The 18,267-nt window shown below is 39.0% G+C and carries 15 protein-coding genes and 1 riboswitch; of the genes, 7 read left to right on the top strand and 8 right to left on the bottom strand.

Features of this window, described 5'->3' with window-relative positions:
* The first annotated feature begins 306 nt into the window (after nt 1-306).
* The gene (galU, locus tag H0185_RS09970; RefSeq protein WP_221873343.1) at nt 307-1,197 is read left to right on the top strand and encodes a UTP--glucose-1-phosphate uridylyltransferase GalU; all 891 of its coding nucleotides are present in this window, start codon (nt 307-309) and stop codon (nt 1,195-1,197) included.
* Between the two features lie 120 nt (nt 1,198-1,317).
* Here the strand turns inward: galU and H0185_RS09965 are convergent, their stop codons facing one another.
* Entirely contained in the window at nt 1,318-1,845 is a 528-nt protein-coding gene (locus H0185_RS09965) for an NUDIX hydrolase (protein WP_221873342.1), read from the bottom strand.
* A gap of 144 nt (nt 1,846-1,989) precedes the next feature.
* Nucleotides 1,990-3,030 carry a GGDEF domain-containing protein gene (locus H0185_RS09960; protein WP_221873341.1) on the bottom strand — a complete coding sequence of 347 codons (1,041 nt, stop codon included), beginning with the start codon at nt 3,028-3,030 and terminating at the stop codon, nt 1,990-1,992.
* Between the two features lie 31 nt (nt 3,031-3,061).
* On the opposite strand from H0185_RS09960, the gene H0185_RS09955 reads away from it, so the two are divergent.
* Nucleotides 3,062-3,208 (top strand): hypothetical protein, encoded by a 147-nt coding sequence (locus H0185_RS09955; RefSeq protein ID WP_221873340.1) that lies wholly within the window; start codon nt 3,062-3,064, stop codon nt 3,206-3,208.
* An 81-nt stretch (nt 3,209-3,289) separates the two neighbouring features.
* On the opposite strand, the gene H0185_RS24260 is transcribed toward H0185_RS09955, so the two are convergent.
* Nucleotides 3,290-3,412 (bottom strand): hypothetical protein, encoded by a 123-nt coding sequence (locus H0185_RS24260; RefSeq protein ID WP_281427598.1) that lies wholly within the window; start codon nt 3,410-3,412, stop codon nt 3,290-3,292.
* Nucleotides 3,413-3,813: 401 nt separating this feature from the next.
* Between H0185_RS24260 and H0185_RS09950 the strand changes: the two genes are divergently transcribed.
* Nucleotides 3,814-4,647: a 5-bromo-4-chloroindolyl phosphate hydrolysis family protein gene (locus H0185_RS09950; RefSeq protein ID WP_221873339.1), complete on the top strand. Its 834-nt coding sequence runs from the start codon at nt 3,814-3,816 to the stop codon at nt 4,645-4,647.
* The gene (locus H0185_RS09945; RefSeq protein ID WP_221873338.1) at nt 4,644-5,831 is read left to right on the top strand and encodes a toxic anion resistance protein; all 1,188 of its coding nucleotides are present in this window, start codon (nt 4,644-4,646) and stop codon (nt 5,829-5,831) included. The genes H0185_RS09950 and H0185_RS09945 overlap by 4 nt, the downstream gene beginning before the upstream one ends.
* Nucleotides 5,832-6,383: 552 nt before the next feature.
* Here the strand turns inward: H0185_RS09945 and H0185_RS09940 are convergent.
* Complete coding sequence (locus H0185_RS09940) at nt 6,384-6,866, bottom strand: VanZ family protein (RefSeq protein WP_221873337.1); 483 nt, start codon at nt 6,864-6,866, stop codon at nt 6,384-6,386.
* 124 nt (nt 6,867-6,990) lie between these two features.
* Between H0185_RS09940 and H0185_RS09935 the strand changes: the two genes are divergently transcribed.
* Both H0185_RS09935 and thiT read left to right on the top strand, forming a co-directional pair.
* A complete protein-coding gene (locus tag H0185_RS09935) occupies nt 6,991-7,893 on the top strand; it encodes an acetamidase/formamidase family protein (protein ID WP_221873336.1) in 903 nt (300 codons plus the stop codon).
* Nucleotides 7,894-7,995: 102 nt separating this feature from the next.
* Nucleotides 7,996-8,103: riboswitch (TPP riboswitch) on the top strand.
* A gap of 75 nt (nt 8,104-8,178) precedes the next feature.
* Nucleotides 8,179-8,778, top strand: coding sequence for an energy-coupled thiamine transporter ThiT (gene thiT, locus H0185_RS09930; protein WP_221873335.1), 600 nt, complete (start codon nt 8,179-8,181; stop codon nt 8,776-8,778).
* A gap of 106 nt (nt 8,779-8,884) precedes the next feature.
* Here the strand turns inward: thiT and H0185_RS09925 are convergent, their stop codons facing one another.
* The 4 genes from H0185_RS09925 to H0185_RS09910 all read right to left on the bottom strand — a co-directional run bounded on the left by H0185_RS09925 (nt 8,885) and on the right by H0185_RS09910 (nt 14,055).
* Nucleotides 8,885-9,349 carry a hypothetical protein gene (locus tag H0185_RS09925; RefSeq protein ID WP_221873334.1) on the bottom strand — a complete coding sequence of 155 codons (465 nt, stop codon included), beginning with the start codon at nt 9,347-9,349 and terminating at the stop codon, nt 8,885-8,887.
* Nucleotides 9,350-9,515: 166 nt separating this feature from the next.
* Nucleotides 9,516-11,774 carry a SpoIID/LytB domain-containing protein gene (locus tag H0185_RS09920; protein ID WP_221873333.1) on the bottom strand — a complete coding sequence of 753 codons (2,259 nt, stop codon included), beginning with the start codon at nt 11,772-11,774 and terminating at the stop codon, nt 9,516-9,518.
* 218 nt (nt 11,775-11,992) lie between these two features.
* Entirely contained in the window at nt 11,993-12,604 is a 612-nt protein-coding gene (locus H0185_RS09915) for a class D sortase (protein ID WP_221873332.1), read from the bottom strand.
* Nucleotides 12,601-14,055, bottom strand: a complete 1,455-nt coding sequence (locus tag H0185_RS09910) for a processed acidic surface protein (protein ID WP_221873331.1) — start codon at nt 14,053-14,055, stop codon at nt 12,601-12,603. Before H0185_RS09910 ends, H0185_RS09915 begins: the two co-directional genes overlap by 4 nt.
* A gap of 247 nt (nt 14,056-14,302) precedes the next feature.
* Between H0185_RS09910 and H0185_RS09905 the strand changes: the two genes are divergently transcribed.
* Nucleotides 14,303-17,740: a CDP-glycerol glycerophosphotransferase family protein gene (locus tag H0185_RS09905; protein ID WP_221873330.1), complete on the top strand. Its 3,438-nt coding sequence runs from the start codon at nt 14,303-14,305 to the stop codon at nt 17,738-17,740.
* Nucleotides 17,741-18,267 lie beyond the last annotated feature (527 nt).

The following is an 18,267-nucleotide window of genomic DNA, read 5'->3' as shown; positions in this document are numbered from 1 at the left end:
AATCCTCAGTCTCGTAGTGGTAATAATACAGGCACATTAAGATAAAAATTAGCTAAAAAGCAAAATGAGCCCTTTTTTAGAGGTACGGGATCTTAGCTTTGTCATTACATAACCCCTATAGGTTAATTTTCCTGACACATATATTAAATACTAGAAGGTTTCTTGAAAATCTATTTTTTATAATTTAAGGGAAAACTTTAAAATTAATTCTATACAGGGAAGCTATCTTTTTCTATATAACCTTTGCTACAATAATCAGCGAGGTACATACTACCAGTATAGACTTTCTGAAAAGGAGAATTGAAAATGAATAAGGTTAGAAAAGCGATTATTCCTGCTGCAGGACTAGGGACGAGGTTCCTGCCGGCAACAAAGGCTATGCCGAAAGAAATGCTACCAATTGTTGATAAGCCTACGATTCAATATATTGTTGAAGAAGCTGTTGCTTCAGGGATTGAAGATATTATTATTGTCACTGGGAAAGGGAAGCGTTCGATTGAGGACCATTTCGATCATGCAACTGAGCTTGAAAACAATTTGGTTGAAAAAGAAAAATTTGAGTTGCTAGAAACTGTTCGAAGCATCTCTAATATGATTGACATTCATTATATTCGTCAAAAGGAGCCGAAGGGGTTAGGTCATGCCATCCTGTGTGCACGTAAATTCATTGGAGAAGAGCCATTCGCCGTTTTATTAGGGGATGATATAGTCCAAGCTGAAAAGCCATGTCTTGGTCAACTGATGGATGAATATAATAATCGTTTTTCTTCCGTCATCGGGGTTAAGAGGGTACCAGAATCAGAAACGCATCGATACGGAATTATTGATCCACTTGAATCAGAAGGCCGTACCTTCCAAGTAAACAACTTTATTGAAAAGCCTGCACCAGGTACAGCACCTTCGAACTTAGCCATTATTGGAAGATACATATTGAATCCTGAGATTTTTATGTTTTTGGAGAAGCAGGAACTAGGGGCAGGAAATGAAATCCAACTAACAGATGCCATCCAAAAGCTGAATAAAATTCAACGCGTTTTTGGCTATGAGTTCGAAGGTAATCGTTATGACGTAGGGGAGAAGCAAGGCTTTATTGAAACTACGATTGAGTTTGCCTTGCAAAGACCAGACTTACGCGATGAACTGTTACAATTTATGCAAACCAAGATTGAGCAGTATTCGAAGTCGGTTGATATCTAAAAAAGAGAGCCTCCAAAAAGTCGGTAAAGACTTTTTGGAGGCTCTTTAGTTATTAAGTAAAAAACTGAGAGTTGTCCAGCTGAGGTGCTTAGTCCCTCTCCAGGCGCTTCCGCTTTTCAATCAATCCGTTTTAAACTTATACCTCAACACCGTGGCAAGTCCAGCACCGTGGTTAAACTCTCCATCTGTGATTAAAGTTTTTAGCTTTTCCATGCTGATTTTTTCAAACTCCACTGACTCGCTCGTTTCCGTTTGTTGATTGGTAGCACGTAATCCAGCAGCCGCAAATAGGAAAACCTCCTCACTTGTGGATCCTGGGGAAGGATAGAAGCTGCCTAAGTCTAACCAATGTTCGGCAGTGTAGCCAGTTCTTTCTTCAAGTTCACGCTTTGCAGCATCGAGTGGGGAAGCATCATTTTGATTAATAATCCCTACAGGAAGCTCCCATTGCATGCCTTTAAAAGGATGGCGATATTGCTTCAAGCATAAGATCTGATGTTCGTCCGTAATAGGAAGAATACAGACGCCGTTTGTAACTTGGAGATAAGAGAAAGTCTTTTCTTCCCCGTTTGCTAGAGACACATTGTCTACAACGACTTCATAGGTATTGATTCTTTGTGTAGTATATTTATTTTCTGACCGTGTCAACTTATGTACACTCCCTACAAATTTGTGCTAACTAGCCTTATCAGTTAGCCAATTTTTAAAGCTCCCTCTAATACTATCATTCATTTTAACCATTTCAATGAAATAACTAAGTAATAAGAGATTGAATGGCAATAGAACCTGCTATTAGTTGGCTGTAGACTGCTGGGTTAGGTATTCCGACTGCTGATTGTAAAATTGGACATGGTTCTTTCCCTGGTTTTTTGCTTTATATAAGGCTTGATCCGCTTTATTTAATAACTCTGCACTGTTATACCCTTTATCCCATTGGGCGATCCCAGCTGAAAAGGATAAACATCCGTGTGGCAATATTTCTACTCCGTCAAGCGGCGTAGCATTGGTTAATTTACGAAGATTATCGATAAAACTGAATGCCTCCACTAAAAGGGTATTTGGCATGATGATGGAAAACTCTTCTCCTCCATACCTAGCTACGCTATACTTTTTCTTCCCACACTCATTTTTCAACAAGGTTCCAAACTCATTCAGTAATTCATCCCCTTGAAGATGGCCGTGCAAATCATTATATTTTTTAAAATCATCAATATCAAGGATGGCGATGCATAAAGTCGCTTCAGTTTTCATGGCAACGAATAGCTCTAATTCTAACTGCTCTTTAAAATATCCGTGATTATTCAAACCAGTAAGTTCATCGATATTCGCTTTATGAGAAACAGCCTTGTATAATTTAAAGTTTTGTCTAAACGTCTGTGCTAACAGGAGAGAGATACAACTAAAAAGAAATAAACCGAAAAAGCTCTGTGCATTGATTAGAATAACCAGAATCATAGATAAAAATAGAGTGCATGTATAGGTTGTAATCGTATCCTTAAACATATCTTTTAAAATTGGCACAATGCGATCAGTTGCTGATAGCAAGAAAAAAACCGCGACCAATAGGATATTGGTTAGTAAATAAATAGTCAAAGAAATAATGTAGGGGAAAAGGGTTGTTAGGGAGGCACTCCCGACTTCTCCACCTGTAGAGACAAAACTATAATAAGCTAACACAATCATGAGGGTGTAATTAGCGAAATTAAGAACATGTTTCCACCAAACACTATTTTTTTGTGAAAAGGCGATAATAATGGAATTAAATAATAAGACCAGCAAGGTAATGTTAAGTCCAAATAAAAAAAGGCTTGCTAAAAAGATAGCAGAATCCATCGAGAGCGTGTTCCCTTTCGGAGGGAGTTGTATGTGGAAATGGTTAAGCAGGATTACTGCAGTGGTTAAAGCGAATATCATTAGCCATATGGGGTGTGAGAAACTTACCGGGGAAAATGAACATAGAAAGGCTACTGTTCCGAGTATCGAAATAGAAAAAATGTATAGACGTAAATAGATGTTTTTCAAAGGCATAATAATCACTCGCTATATGATTAATAAGGAGAAGTTATGTTCAAACTTCTCCAATTTCCAAAGACTATAGGGTTATATCCCATATTTTGTATCCTCTTGTCACGAACATGATAGTAGATACAAGAATCATTGTATTGATGACAATCTTAGTGGTGTTTACGTTTTTTTCTTTTTGAACCATTTTCACTGTAAATCACCTCCTTAAAAGATTGAGGTGGTGCTATTTGTAAATTGATTGATGGCTTGCTTTAGACTGTGGGTGCAAGTTTGCTTTTGGCAGGCAAGGAGCGTGTCCCTCGTTGAAGTGCCTTATTTTAATAATAGGTAGATGCTCCTGTTAAAACAATGAATTTTCAAAAAATAATCAAAAACAGGAAAATAGTACCAGATGAGTTTAAGGGGTAAAAAAGTGCATCTACGTCTACAGACCTAGAGTGTTGTACCATTTTAGCCTGTGGAAAAGAGGGAAATTATCGTGTATTGTTGAATTTAAGGGTAAGAGCTTTAAAAAAATTCTCCGTAAACGAAACAATCATCCCTTTTCATTCGTATGAATACAAAGGAAGCATATGTAAGGAGTCGATACTCATGAATCCGTTTCTTTCTTTTCTGATTCGATCGGCGGTAACCATCCCGTCTGCGATCATGATTTGGATTGTCAGCTTTTTTACTTTAAACAATACATTTTGGGTTTCTTCAGGAATTTCTTTGGCAGGTGGGGCACTTATATTTTGGCTAGCCTCTCTATATACAGGGTCTCAGTTTCTTAAGAAAAATGGACTCACTCGGAAAGAATATCGCTATATAAAGAAAAATCTTGAGGAAGCAAAGCAAAAAATCTCACGTTTGCATAAAACACTGTTTTCCATTCGTCATCTTCCTTCTTTAAAAGAAAGAGTCGAACTGCTTCGGGTCATTCGAAAAATCTATAATATGACCAAGCGAGAACCAAAACGATTTTACCAGGCAGAACGGTTTTATTTTTCTCATTTAGATTCAGTGCTTGAACTGACAGAAAAATATGCATTTCTCTCTACGCAACCGAAAAGAAACCGTGAAATTGAATGGTCTTTGGCAGAAACTCGTTCTACGTTGTCAGAGATGAGCAAACTAGTTGAAAAGGATCTTTATCATGTATTAGAAAACGATATTGACAATCTCAACTTTGAAATTGATGTGGCTAAGTATTCGATTAACACTGGGAAAGGTTCAAAGGAAGAAATTGCGGGCAATATGATAAAGTCGGAAAAAAAGGTGTCTTCTGAGGAACGCAATGTAAACCTAGAAGGAAAATCAGAAGTAGCTTCTGAACAAACAGAATCCTCTGGTCCGAGATATTTTATTAATACAAAAGTTGATAAAAAAGAAGAAATAAAGATTCCAGTAAGCCGAGAAAACAATGACAGGAGGTTCAAGGAATGAGTGAAAAGAATCCCGATTTATTAAAAAATACAGATCATGTCATGGATGATTTGCTTGCGAATCCGTTTGGGGATAATAGTCCGGAGCTACAGCTACAACCTCAGCCTACGAAACAATCAGAGGACGCAAGACCTGTTCGCTTGATTGATGTCATTCCTGAAGAAAACAAAGCAAAAGCGATTCAACTTGCGGAGCAAATTGACCCGAAAAACCATCAAGCAATGATTTCTTACGGTACTCAAGCGCAAGGCAAGCTGTTAACGTTCTCGCATACGATGCTGGAGCATGTGCAAAAGCAGGATGTCGGGGAAGTCGGTGACATTATCAATGATTTAATGAAGCGTCTCCAAGAAGTGACTCCGGATGATCTTAGACAGGAGAAAACGTCCTTCTTCGGAAGGGTATTCGGAAAGATTTCGAAATCAGTACAAGAAGTCCTTTCGAAATACCAAAAAACAAGTGCTCAAATTGACCGAATTAGCGTAAAACTAGACCGTAGCAAAAATGTGCTTTTATCTGATATCGGTATGCTTGAAAAACTGTATGAAAACAACAAAGAATATTTTAATGCGTTGAATATTTATATTGCGGCAGGCGAATTAAAGCTAGAAGAACTGAATAATAAAACCATTCCAGAATTGAAGCGAGCAGCACAGTCAACGAATGACCAAATGAAGTTCCAAGAAGTGAATGATATGATTCAGTTTGCCGATCGCTTGGACAAACGCCTTCATGACTTGAAATTAAGCCGCGAGATTACGATTCAAAGTGCACCGCAAATTCGCTTGATTCAAAACACCAACCAAGCGCTAGTAGAAAAAATTCAGTCATCCATTATGACTGCGATTCCATTATGGAAAAATCAGGTTGCCATTGCATTAACGTTAATTCGACAGCGGCATGCGGTTGAAGCTCAAAAGCAGGTTTCGAAAACAACCAATGAATTGCTGCTGAAAAATGCTGAAATGCTTAAAAGTAATACCATTGAGACTGCGAAAGAAAATGAACGCGGTTTGGTAGACATTGAAACCCTTAAGAAAACACAAGAAAACCTAATTACCACACTAGAGGAAACCATGCGCATCCAACAAGAAGGTCGCAGCAAACGCCGCCAAGCCGAACACGAACTAGCCAATATGGAAAACGAACTAAGACAAAAGTTGCTTGAGATTAAAGGAGAATAGACGATTTTTACGAGGGGGTTCGGAAGCATTCGGAAGGTGCTTCCGAACCTTTTTTAGCGGCAAAGGAATCTTCGAGTTTATAAAATATCATGCTGAAGCGGTTCAACGTGCCTAAACACCAAGAGAAAACGAGAAAACGGTAACGTTGGATTAGCCAACGTGCCCAAACCCCAGGCGAAAATGGTAAAACGGTAACGTTGAATCAGCCAACGTGCCCAAACCCCAGGAGAAAATGGTAAAACGGGAACGTTGGATCAGCCAACGTGCCCAATCCCCAAGAGAAAATGGTAAAACGGTAATATTGGATTAGCCAACGTGCCCAAACCCCAGGCGAAAATGGTAAAACGGGAACGTTGGATCAGCCAACGTGCCCAATCCCCAAGAGAAGAAGGTAAAAAGGTAACGTTGGAGCACTCAATGTACCCAAACTTAAGAGAAAATTGATAGAAAGGTAACGATAAAACAGCCACCACCCAAAGATTGTGGGATAACAACGAATCCGTAAAATAGGTAGATACTGTTCTCTAGTTACCAAAAATCACAGGTCACTTACTAACGAATAAACAGCTTCAGAACCAGAGAAACAAGCTTGAAAACTCCAAACCCAAGTATCCCACCAACCGTGTTCAAAATAAGATCATCCACATCAAAACTTCCAACTCGAAAATAATACTGTAAACACTCTACCGAAAAGGTCGAGGCGATCACGACGAAAATCGTATTTCTAAATTTCAAGTATCTTTTAAATAAAAGGGGGAGAAAGAAACCGAGCGGCATAAAAGCTAGAATATTCCCAGCAAGGTTTGTAATGACGATGCTCGTGTTAATGTATCCTGTGGCATTGATATAGTTCATAATTGTTTGGAACGGAACTAGGTTATATTCTGTAAAAGCCTCATTCCGGCCAAACCTCACTTCCTGTCGGTAAGAGCTGAAAAACAATAGTACTGCGGCAATTGCAATATAGAGGAGAAACAGAAAATGGCTGATTGCTACTACAAGCTTTTTTCCTTTAAATTCAATGTATGAAAACATGTTTTAACTCCTTTTAAAAACCTTCTCCCATTCTAACAGAAAGCACTCCAAAATAAGTATTCTTAGCGATATATGTTAAACTATTGTTATAAAATTCATATTCTTTTAAAAGTGGGTGCTTTGTATGGGGAATGTAGTAACAACCGAGAAGTATTTCTATGCGTTTAGTAAAGATAATCAACCTGCTATGACAGTTTCGTCTGGATCAACGGTTACCATTGAGACGTATGATTGTTTTCAAAACCAGATCCAATCACCAGATACACCTTATAATACCGTGGATTGGAATCAGATTAATCCAGCCACAGGTCCGATTTTTATTGAAGGAGCACAGCCAGGGGATATTTTAAAGGTGAGGATTGATAACATTGAACTGGCGGATCAAGGGTTGCTGTCAACAGGTCCAGGATTGGGGATTATGGGGCACCGGATCGATAAATTCACGGTAAAAGTGATTCCAATCGTAGATAGAAAAGCCGTATTTAACAATCGTATTTCTTTGCCGCTAAACCCAATGATTGGCGTTATTGGAGTGGCACCAGAAGATGCTCCTGTTAATAACGGAACTCCTGGAGCACATGGCGGAAACATGGATACAACCTTAATCACAACAGGTGCTACCCTATACTTCCCAGTGTTCCAAGAGGGGGCTTTATTCGGACTCGGCGACTTACATGCAGCAATGGGGGATGGAGAAATCGGTGTCTCTGGGATTGAAATTCCTGGTAAAGTTACTGTGACACTCGAAGTGATCAAAGAGAAGAGCATTCGTTTTCCATTCGTAGAAAACGAGGAAGGCATAGCAGTCATTGTTTCAAAAGAGACGCTTGATGAAGCAGCAAAAGCAGCGGTGGAAATTTTCGTTGATACCCTGCTTCCGCATACTGACTTAACCCTAGCGGAGCTAACTATGCTCTTTAGCGCAGCTGGACAAGTACAGGTCTCACAAATCGTCGACCCATTAATGACTGCAAGATTTTTTGTACCTAAAGCGATATTAGATGCCTATGGGGTAAAATTATTTTAAATGGCCAAGAACTGCTTTGAGAAAGCGTAAAAAACAAAAATCACTGTTGCTCACTAGGAATTATTAAGATACAATGAAATGGAAATTCAAATCGAATACAAGCAAAACCACAAGGGGAGCTTTTGGCTGAGAGTAAACAGTTTTAGAAACTGTTTAGACCCTTTGAACCTGTTAGTTAATGCTAGCGCAGGGATGTGGAATTATTATGAGTTCATTCGTTATTATTAGGAGAAGAATGTACTCCCCTTGAGGTTTGCTTATCACAAAACAGGGGGAGTATTTTTTATGAAAAAAATTAAGTTAGTCGCGTTGATTGAGGCAGCTTTTTTTGCGGCCATTGCGATGGTATTGGATTTGTTGCCATCGATTACAATAGCGCCTGCGGTTACCGTTTCGTTTTCGATGGTACCAATCTTTATCTTGGCCTTCCGCTGGGGATTAAAAGTTAGTTTTATTTCTGGCTTTCTTTGGGGGTTATTACAGCTTACTACAGGGAATTTTTACTTTTTATCCATTATTCAATTTCTAATTGAGTATTTCATTGCCTTTGCTTTCATTGGGGTTGCGGGAATTTTCCATCCTGTAATACAAAAGGCATTGCAAAAAGGGAGCAAATTATCTGTCTCCCTTTGGGTCGTACTAGCGGTGTTTGTAGGAAGTCTTGCAAGGTATTTCTGGCATTTTATTGCCGGTGTAGTTTTTTGGGGTGACTATGCTCCAGAAGGCATGTCACCGGTTAAGTATTCCTTAGTCATGAACGGGTTAGCCATGCTAGGTTCAGCAGTCCTTTGTTCAATCGTTCTTGTTCTTCTAAGCTCTGCATCCAAGCGGATTATCATGAAAAAAGGTACCAGTCCCATTGCTTCAGAAAGGCCTGTGCAGTAAAAATTCACCTGAATCAATAACCTTATTAATCAAACGTTTTATTAATAAAAATCATAATAAAAGTGCCGACCTCCTATAACAGGCTAGGGGTCAGGCACTTTTTTGCTTATTGATTGTAATCCCAGACAATTTTCCACTCATCTTTGTGTTCGACCACGAATACTTCTTGCTGGAAATTAAACCTTCCATACTTCCCTTGATAATGTTGGGTTACGAGATATTTGTAAGTTGTTTCGAACGGTTCGCGCCCTTCTTCCATTTTCCACCCTTCCATTTCTTCAGCTTCACCAATTGTGTAGGTAAAGGTCTCAGCTCCGAAATGGCCGATGAAGACATGCGTACGGTCCTGCATGTAGGAGGTTTTGGGGAATCGCTCTTGCATATAAGGGTGTAGCAACTCCCAAGAACTGGCGAAATCTCCATCGGCTTCGTATGCATAAAAGTCTTCAACCACTTCTTCGACGCCCCGGTTACTCGAAAACAACCATGAACCAATTCCGAAAAGTATTAAAACAATTACTAAAAGAACGATTGCGGGAAATACAATGGGAGGGACTCGCCGTCTTCGCATTCTAGCTCCTCCTAACCTGAGATGTATGTTTAGAAAATATATGAACAAGCAGTATTATTTATGTATGTATAAAAAGGTAGAGATATTACTTGGAAAAGGAGCCATCCTAGGATGGATAATAAAAAACCGGCGTCCCCAGACGCCGGTTCCAAATCCACACTATTTCTTACTTAACATTCGTCAAATACTGACTCGACACATATCCAGTCTTCTTTCCATATTGAATCTTATACCAAGAACCAGTCTTTTGTAGGACCGTAACAGTCTGATTCTTTTTAACCGTACCAACAATTTTCCCTTTGGTAGATGCAGTTGAACGGATATTTAAAGTGGTAGCTTTCACTTTGCCTGTCATCTTTTTCGGAGCAGGCTTCGGTTTGTTCAGTGTATACGCACTTGTAGCCGTTCCTTTATTATTGCTACTATCAATGGCTGTTACCACAAAGGAATACTTTCCGTTATTCACCTTGCTCACGTTCCAGACCATAGACTGAGATCCTGGAGCCTTTTGAGCATCTTTTAATAAAGTCCCTACTACTTTTCCTTTAGCATCTTTTACAAGAACAGTAACCTTTGCTTTTTCGTTTGTAGTAAAACTCAGTTTTACTTGGTTCTTTTTTGAGTCAAAGGAGGATTTTACAGTTTTAATAGTTGGAGCCTTAGTATCCTTTGCTACTGGTTTAGAAACGGCAACAGTCTTTGGTTTGTTTAAAGTATAAGGAACCAACGCAGAACCTCGATTATTGCTACTATCAATAGCAATAACACCAAAACTATAACCTCCATTATTCAGTTTGGAGGCATCCCATGTTACCGTCTGAGCTCCAACAGTCTTTTGAGCATCCCTTAGCAGATAGCTCAAAATCGTTCCTTTTGAATCTTTAACATAGACGGTCACTTTCGAAGCTTCGTTCGTCGTGAAATTTAACTTCACCTTATTGGTTTTCGAATCAAATGAAGTTTTTACAGTTCCAATCTTCGGCGCTTGGGTATCCTTTATTTTCTCTGGTGCTTGCACAGAATCCACCACTGGAGTGACTTTTACCGGTGCCAAATCAGCAGGAGTTGGTTCTGGTTCAACCGGAGTGGGCGCAGGCGCAACTGGAGCAGGGGCCGGCTTAACATCAACCTTTACCGGAGCTACGTTGTAAAGAGCTTTTACACTTGTTTTATCAAAATAAAAGCCAATAATATCCTGATACGTTTTTCCTGACTCACCGGCTTTTTTTGCTCCATATTGACTTAAGCCAATTCCATGTCCAAATCCAGCGCCAGTCGCTTGGATTGTATCCCCAGCTGTATCCACTTTGTTCACGAGATAGCTTTTCATCAATGTCGTCCCAACGATTGAACGCACCTTAGATGCATCGCTATCCTTAATCTCAAGGCGATTTAAGGTTGCTTTTCCTTGGTCTTTTACTAAAAACTCAATCGTGATGCTGCCTTTAGTGACTCTTCCTCCAGAACCTGGTGCATGCAATGAAATAGAAGGGACTGCCGCAATTTTGATGTCTTTTCCTGCAAAGCCATTCGCTTTCAACCATAGTTTCATATTGTTGATGACAGCCGTTTGTTCTGCTTCTTTAGTGGTATTCCACCATTTATCGGCATTGGTAAGATCAAGCTTCGTAACATCAATCTGTTGTTTTTTTACAGCAAAACTCCAAGGTGTTTTTGAATCATAGGGGTCTTCTTTAATGCCCAAGTATGGGAGTGGAGCTGTTCCCCATGCATTCACATTGGACTCCGTTTCCCCACCATTGCTTGATGAAAATAAAGCGGCACTACCAATCGATTTGCCACTATAGGTAATCACTTGACCTTGTGTGGCTTGAACAGCCTCTGTTGAGCGTTCATGCCAAGCATAACCACCGTAAACCTGATAGCCTTGAGTATCATCGATTACTCGGTTTGGATACCCCATTGCATACGTGCGCGCGGTTACCGACTGAGCTTTTAAAGCCTCCATATTCCATGATGCTGGCATCTCCGCAGGCACAACACCCTTTAAATAGTCTTCTAGTCCGATAGTGTTAGTAGGTCGAAGATAACCAGATTTGTCTATTGAAAACTCAAACGTGCCTAAATAGGGACGATTATTAATTGAAATTGGACCATTACCTTCAAGCGGCTTCACCTCAAGCGAAGTTGTCTTGCCTAACTCTTCCGTGCCATTTAAAACAACAATGGTTCCGTTTTTAATGATAAGCTTGTACGATTGTTTCGCTAAGAGCTTTGTATCACCTAAATTAGTCGAGTAGTCTACTTCGGGATATAAAGTAATTTCCTTTACGTTCCCAAGATAATTTCTTAACGATACCCGTAAAACTGGTTCCCCAGATGCCTGAACCGGTAAAGTTGATAGAACCGGCAAAATTAACATCATCACCAAGCCAAGCAAAAAGCCCCTTTTTAAACTCTTCATTCCTCGACCCCTTTTCTAGTTATCTATAAAAAATCAACTAGGATTGTATCTCTCTGCTAACTTATTATCGTTGGCATAGGGGAAAAGGTAAAGTAGGTTATTGTTTCCTTTTTCCATAGAGCCACTTATCTACGAACGAGGTTCTACTAACCCATAAAAAACCCGACACGCCTAAGTACATGTCGGGTAAATGGACCCACAATTTAATAAAAAATGTTCTAGTCTTTTTGATTATCCTTTATCAAGTCCGCTACCAGAATATAGCGTTCAGGCGCATCTCCAATAAATTGGAAGGGGTAGCAGGTCGTAACAGTCAAAGTTGCCTTTGGCGTCGGTACGATTACTGTCCGATCGTCGGCATCAACAATTCGAACCTCCCGTACTTTATAAACAAACTCTCCAGCCGTCGTGCGTACTACTAGTAAATTTCCTTCTCCCACTTCACCAAGTCTTCGGAATACAGTATCACGGTGTCCAGACAAAACCGAATTGTCGTTTTCACCCGGTAGGACGCTACCAGCAAAATGCCCGACGCCTTTTTCAAGCTCGTCTTCATCAGTCCCATGGAAAATAGGGAGGGTAGCATCCAGTTTAGGAATATAAAGTTCACCCATTTTATCCCCTATTTCCGGACGTATTGGATAGAGAACTTGGTCCTGGGAATCGCGCTTTTTGGGTGCAGGAACGGTTTTCTCTTCAACAGGTGACTCGGCTTTCTCAACTTTAGTAGAGTCACTTCCCGCAAACAAGGGAGTAAGATTCCCAATAAAGACCCATAAGCCAACTCCAATTAGAGCGATTGAAACAACCAGCCCCAATCTTTTTATCATGATTGCTTCACAGTTCGTTTACGGAACAAGAGTCCACCAATGAGTATTAAAGCTAGTCCTGCAAGAAGGCCTTCGACATAATTTCCAGCTGTATTTGGTAGCTTTCCGCCGTTTACTGTTCTAACGACCTCGGTGCTAACCGCGGCCTCTTTAGGAACGGTTTTAACAACATCAAGCTTTTCGCCAATTTTATCAATCAACTCAGAACCGAAAAGGTCTGCTGTAAGAATGATGTCTGCTAGGAATTCACCCTGTAGATTATAAAGCTCAATCATTAAATCGTAGCCATTTGTATTTTCAAGGGTTAGCGCCTCTTGTTCGGTAAGGGCAATTTTGTCATCCCCTTTAACAAGATAGTACTTTGCTTCAAATCCAAATAGATTCATCATCTCGTGATAAAGATTGATCATTCCAGTCATTTGCTCTGGCGTTAAATCATTCGCACTCTCGAACTCACCAAAAGCAGCTAAGCGAGCTTCAATTTCGGTTATTTGTTCCATAAAATTAGGGTCCATAAAATCAATCGTAAGGAAGTGCTTGACCAAGTTTACAAGCTCCTCTTTATTAAGGCCGATGCCTAGATCATTTAATAACTCCCCAGAATCTTCTTCTAAAATCATGTAAAAAATAAGGTTAAAATATAGCTCATCGATTGTTTCGTAGTTTTCAATTGCATCATCATATTGAGCTAGTAATTGATCTAACTGTTCTCTAGTTAACTCATAAGTCTCTAAGAGTTCCTGCAAGTTGCTCCCGGTAATCGGCGTTCCATAGTCTAGTAACGCATACTCAAGATCATCAATAGAATCATAGTTTTCAAGAGAATCATCATTCTCTGCTAGTATCGCATTCAATTGCTCTAACGTAAGTCCATAATCGCTAAGTAATAGTTGCAACGTTTGATCATTTAAGGGGCGCCCATATACATAAAGCATGTCCTCAAGGTCTTCAATAAACTTATAGTTATCAATAGAATCTTCGTTATCTGTAAAAATGGTCTTAAGGTCCTCAATTGTTAAACCATTTTCATCTAGTAATTCTTGGAGGTTTTCAGGGGCAATAAGAGTACCAGTATTTGAATCCACTGTCATATCTAAAGCATCGATATAGATAAAAATATCGCGGATGTTATCAGTTGCTTGCATTTCACCGCTTTCAACCAATAAAGCTACCAAATCTTCTTCGCTATCCAACTCATAATAATTCAAAAGTTCTGCTAAGTTCTCTGAGGTAATTTTATCCCCAAGCATATATTCGATTTCTTCAATAGACTCTAATTCCTCAACAGAGCTTTCATAAAACCGCAATAGATGTTCGTTTAGTTGTTCCTCAGTTATTTTTTCTGTTTTTAAGAAGTTAGCTAATTCTTGGTCGCTAAAAGCAAAACCAACCGAAGGCACTAAACTCATTATTAAAACCATACATAAAACGAACCTACCAATACGCCACATTCCCATTCCTCCCAAAAAGTATTCACCTATCAAAAGGATTATATATTGTCGAAACGTTGCTGAATAGTAGGAAAATAGTGGATATAAAAAAATACATTTCGACAAAACCTCCAACATTCACAATAGGACTGTAATAACCAAAAAACGTATAAAAACAGGGCATCATGTTAATTAATTATTCTATGGAAGGGACAAAGGGACAGGCCCCTCGTCCCAGAATAATCTGACGGTAAAGGATGCTAATTAAGTGATAACTAGGGTGATAAAAAAAGGAGTAGGTTTGGTCGTAAAGCCTGCCATTAATTACTTTTTGAGGGAACAGTATAAAATTGTGTCACAATATGTAAGGTTCTATGAAGGGTTAAAGTTGGATGAAAAGGCAATTTTGTATGAAAGCAGAGACGGGAATAGTATGACTGACAGCCCGTACGCCGTGTTCAAATATATGGTTGATCATCCAGATTTCCAGGACTTCAAGCATATTTGGTCTGTTTCTGACTTCAAAGCCCTTTCATATGTGATAGCAAAATATAAGGATAGACCGAATGTGCATTTTGTAAAACGAAATTCGAAAGAGTATTTAAGATATTTAGCATCATGTAAATATCTGATTAATAACTCTACCTTCCAACCCTACTTTACGCCTAAAAAGGACCAAATTTATATTAATACCTGGCACGGTACTCCTTTAAAAAGGATGGGGTTTGACATTCCAGGTAATCCTGCTCAATCGCAAAACGTATTACGTAACTTTTTATGTTCGGATTACCTTATCAGTCCCAACCAACATACGACGAAAATGTTTACAGATAGTTATAAATTAAACGGGATTTATGCTGGTACCATCATTGAAGAAGGCTATCCAAGGATTGATTTAACGCTTCAGACAAATCCAGACCTATTTAAGGAAGAGTTAAGAAATTTAGGATTGGAAATAAATGCTCAAAAAGAGACTATTTTATATGCCCCTACATGGAAAGGGAAAGATGTTAGGAAGGCAAATAATGATATGCTCCAAATTATTGGTGATCTTCAATACCTAGAGAGAAAGGTCGGGGATCAATATAATATTCTTATAAAAGTTCATCCTTTTCTTTATAAGAAAGCCATAGCACACCCCGAAATCAAGAATCAGTTAGTACCTGACTTTATTGATTCCAATGAATTATTGGCTACGATTGATTTGCTTATTACGGATTACTCAAGTATCTTTTTTGACTTCCTTGTGACGGGGAGGCCGATCCTATTTTATACTTGGGACGCTGATGCCTATTTAGATGAGAGAGGACAATATTTACCTAATGACGTTCTACCCGGTCCTATTGTGTTTAATTCTCGTGAATTAGTAGAAAGCATTAGGGATATTGATGAGGTAAAATCAAGATACGATGGTCGCTACAAAAAGATGCAACAGCAATTTACTCTCAATGAGGATGGAAGGGTAACCGAGCGCTTAACACACTATCTCTTTGGTAAACCTGAACGGAATGTTCACGTCATCACAGGTTTATCAAACCAAAAGAAAAAAATCCTGATTTATCCGGGAATGATGAGGGATAACGGGATTACAACGTCCTTTATTAATTTAATGAATAATATAGATTATGACCAATATGATGTCAGTTGTTTCACGAAAAAACCCCTAGAGGATGAAACATTAAAAAATATTGAGAAGGTAAATAAGAATGCTCGGTTAATTTTCACACCAGGGATTCCTATTTACCAGGCTTTAGAATTTTATAGGGATAGGTTTGTGCACTTCAAAGGGGCAGGAGGGGTATTAGGCAAGCAGCTTTATCCCGAAAAAGCCTATGTTAGAGAGCATACCCGTCTATTTGGAAAAAGCAAATTTGACTATGTAATAGATTTTAGTGGTTACAGTTTTCATTGCGCCAAACTTCTTCTAGCCGCAGATGCAAAAAAGAAAATCTGCTATATGCATAATGACCTTCTTTCAGATAGTGAGCGAACCGTAAATGGGAAAAAACCACATAGAATTAATTTAAGGGGACTTTTCTCTGTATATAACCGATTTGATAAACTCGTCAGTGTGTCCAAAGGAACCATGGAATTAAATCGCAAAAACTTATTGAAATATGCAGATTACGATAAATTTGACTATGTGATGAATTCAATCAACCCAGATAAAATTCTTCAGAATTCAACCATAACAGAGGAAGAGGTAGAAATGGATCAAGAAATTCCTCTTCATACTGAACCTTTCAATGCTAAAGCAATATTAAAGGGAGTTAAAAGTTATCCTGTCTGGAGTTTTTCTCCTGGACATGTAAACGCAAATCGTCGTCTGTTAGAAGAAGAGTTTGAGGGTGCTGAAGTGGTTATTTTTAGGAGAATGGAAGATAAAAACACCACCTATTATAAATTCAATCATAATCATCAAATCATTGGTTGGATTGAAGAGAGGGCACTTGTAATCTTACCAGACGAAGTAATAAACGAAAAGAAGGCCAAAAAGTTGGCTAGGTTAGTGAATCCTGGTGGAAACCGTATTTGGTCAAAGCCATACAATGTTCCAGGATGTCATACGATTTCTGCTAGTTCGGACTATGAGGGACTTATATTTGAGGTAGATAAGGAAGCCGAAACGTTTCAAGGAACATACTGTAGGATTAACATCAATGGGACCGTCATAGGTTGGATCAATCAAACAGCGCTAGTTTTTTATGAATATTGTACAATTCATGATGACATGAAGAGTCTATCCAGGTTGAAAACAGCTGTGAAAAGAAGAGCAGTTCTCGTAATCAGCCATAGGAAAAATAAGCTATTCATTGATCATCTAGAACACCGTACACAAGAGGAACTACAGTTAGATCCTCCATTATACGCAGAAATTTCCACACCTGGGAGTCATTCCGTATGGACAAAACCTTATAAGAGCTTTAAAGCCAAGCTTGTTTCTGATGCAAAAGATTTTAAAGGGAAAATTGCCAAAATCACCAAGATCAATAAAACAAAAGAAGGAACCTTTTATCAGTTTTCAATTGACAATAAGGAAATTGGCTGGTTAGAATCAAATGTATTTAAAGTAAAAAATGAATTCCCGAAATTGAACCAATTTAGGCTTCAAACGGAATTTAGTGAGGAGCTTACTGGTGATATTCTTCCAAAAGTAGAGCAAGGTTCTATTCAATTTGTAAATATGGGAAGATTGTCACCAGAAAAAGGCCAAGAGAATTTAATCCGTGCGTTCGCAACGGTTCACAAGAAATACCCTAAAAGTCAGCTCTACATTCTAGGAAAGGGCCCCTTAAAGGAGAAACTTCAAGCTTTAATAGAGGAATTGGGATTGAATGATTCTGCGCATCTTATGGGGCAAATAGAAAACCCTTTTGTATTTATGCAGAAATGTGACTGTTTTATACTCTCTTCCCATTATGAGGGACAACCAATGGTCCTGCTAGAAGCAATGACATTAGGAATGAGAATTGTAGCTACTGATATAGTAGCCAATCGAACAGTGTTAGAGGATGGTAAGTTTGGATTATTGGTTGATAATAGTATAGATGGTCTTGAAAAAGGAATGATTTCAACTATTACTAGGGAAAATATCCCTGAGAATAACCAATTTGATTATAATAGTTATAATCAAGTTGCCATGGATACTTTTTATCAAGCTTTAGCAAGTGAACAATCAGATTCACAAGCTGAGGCAGCAAAGTAACGAAGCAGCTAGTAATACACTAGCTGCTTTTTATGTGCGCCCGGCATGGGTGCAGTCTAAAGGGTGAAGTCCCGAGCCACGAAGGCAGTAGTAATGGTTAGCCTAACGCAAGGGTGTCCGTGGTGAAGTGGAATCTGAAGGAAGCGAGCGGCAAACCTCCGATCTGAGGAACACGAACTTCATATATGGCTAGGTATTATTGGATGAGTTTGCATAACAAAACGAAGTCCTTACTGCCAAAGATGATACAGAGTAAATGAAGCAGATAGATGGAGGGAAAGACTACACTCTTACCCGGGGAGGTCTGGTTGGTAAGCCAAGTACACTTAGTAACCTATCCAGCGATGGATAGCTTAACAATCAGAAGTCAGCAGAGGTCATAGTATCATTTTCTAACTCGAGAAAGAATGGGAAGGACCGAACTATTAAGAAAGAATGAAATCTGCACATTCGGTGATTGCGTTGAACACAGACAATTCGAAAGGACTTACCTAGAGGAGGAAGCGGTGAATCCGCTGGGGACTCTA

This window comes from Mesobacillus maritimus (assembly GCF_019749255.1).
GTDB lineage: Bacteria > Bacillota > Bacilli > Bacillales > Cytobacillaceae > Mesobacillus_B > Mesobacillus_B maritimus_A.
The sequence above is the reverse complement of the archived record's forward strand: the minus strand, read 5'-3'. Positions and strand labels throughout refer to the sequence as shown.

What these genes read in the sequence shown, in the direction of transcription:
- H0185_RS09915 (WP_221873332.1), bottom strand. Translation starts at nt 12,604, where the DNA reads ATGATAAAAAGATTGGGGCTGGTTGTTTCAATCGCTCTAATTGGAGTT.
- thiT (WP_221873335.1), top strand. Translation starts at nt 8,179, where the DNA reads ATGAAAAAAATTAAGTTAGTCGCGTTGATTGAGGCAGCTTTTTTTGCG.
- H0185_RS09940 (WP_221873337.1), bottom strand. Translation starts at nt 6,866, where the DNA reads ATGTTTTCATACATTGAATTTAAAGGAAAAAAGCTTGTAGTAGCAATC.
- H0185_RS09925 (WP_221873334.1), bottom strand. Translation starts at nt 9,349, where the DNA reads ATGCGAAGACGGCGAGTCCCTCCCATTGTATTTCCCGCAATCGTTCTT.
- H0185_RS09910 (WP_221873331.1), bottom strand. Translation starts at nt 14,055, where the DNA reads ATGTGGCGTATTGGTAGGTTCGTTTTATGTATGGTTTTAATAATGAGT.
- H0185_RS09960 (WP_221873341.1), bottom strand. Translation starts at nt 3,030, where the DNA reads ATGGATTCTGCTATCTTTTTAGCAAGCCTTTTTTTATTTGGACTTAAC.
- galU (WP_221873343.1), top strand. Translation starts at nt 307, where the DNA reads ATGAATAAGGTTAGAAAAGCGATTATTCCTGCTGCAGGACTAGGGACG.
- H0185_RS09935 (WP_221873336.1), top strand. Translation starts at nt 6,991, where the DNA reads ATGGGGAATGTAGTAACAACCGAGAAGTATTTCTATGCGTTTAGTAAA.
- H0185_RS09955 (WP_221873340.1), top strand. Translation starts at nt 3,062, where the DNA reads ATGTGGAAATGGTTAAGCAGGATTACTGCAGTGGTTAAAGCGAATATC.
- H0185_RS09945 (WP_221873338.1), top strand. Translation starts at nt 4,644, where the DNA reads ATGAGTGAAAAGAATCCCGATTTATTAAAAAATACAGATCATGTCATG.
- H0185_RS09920 (WP_221873333.1), bottom strand. Translation starts at nt 11,774, where the DNA reads ATGAAGAGTTTAAAAAGGGGCTTTTTGCTTGGCTTGGTGATGATGTTA.
- H0185_RS09950 (WP_221873339.1), top strand. Translation starts at nt 3,814, where the DNA reads ATGAATCCGTTTCTTTCTTTTCTGATTCGATCGGCGGTAACCATCCCG.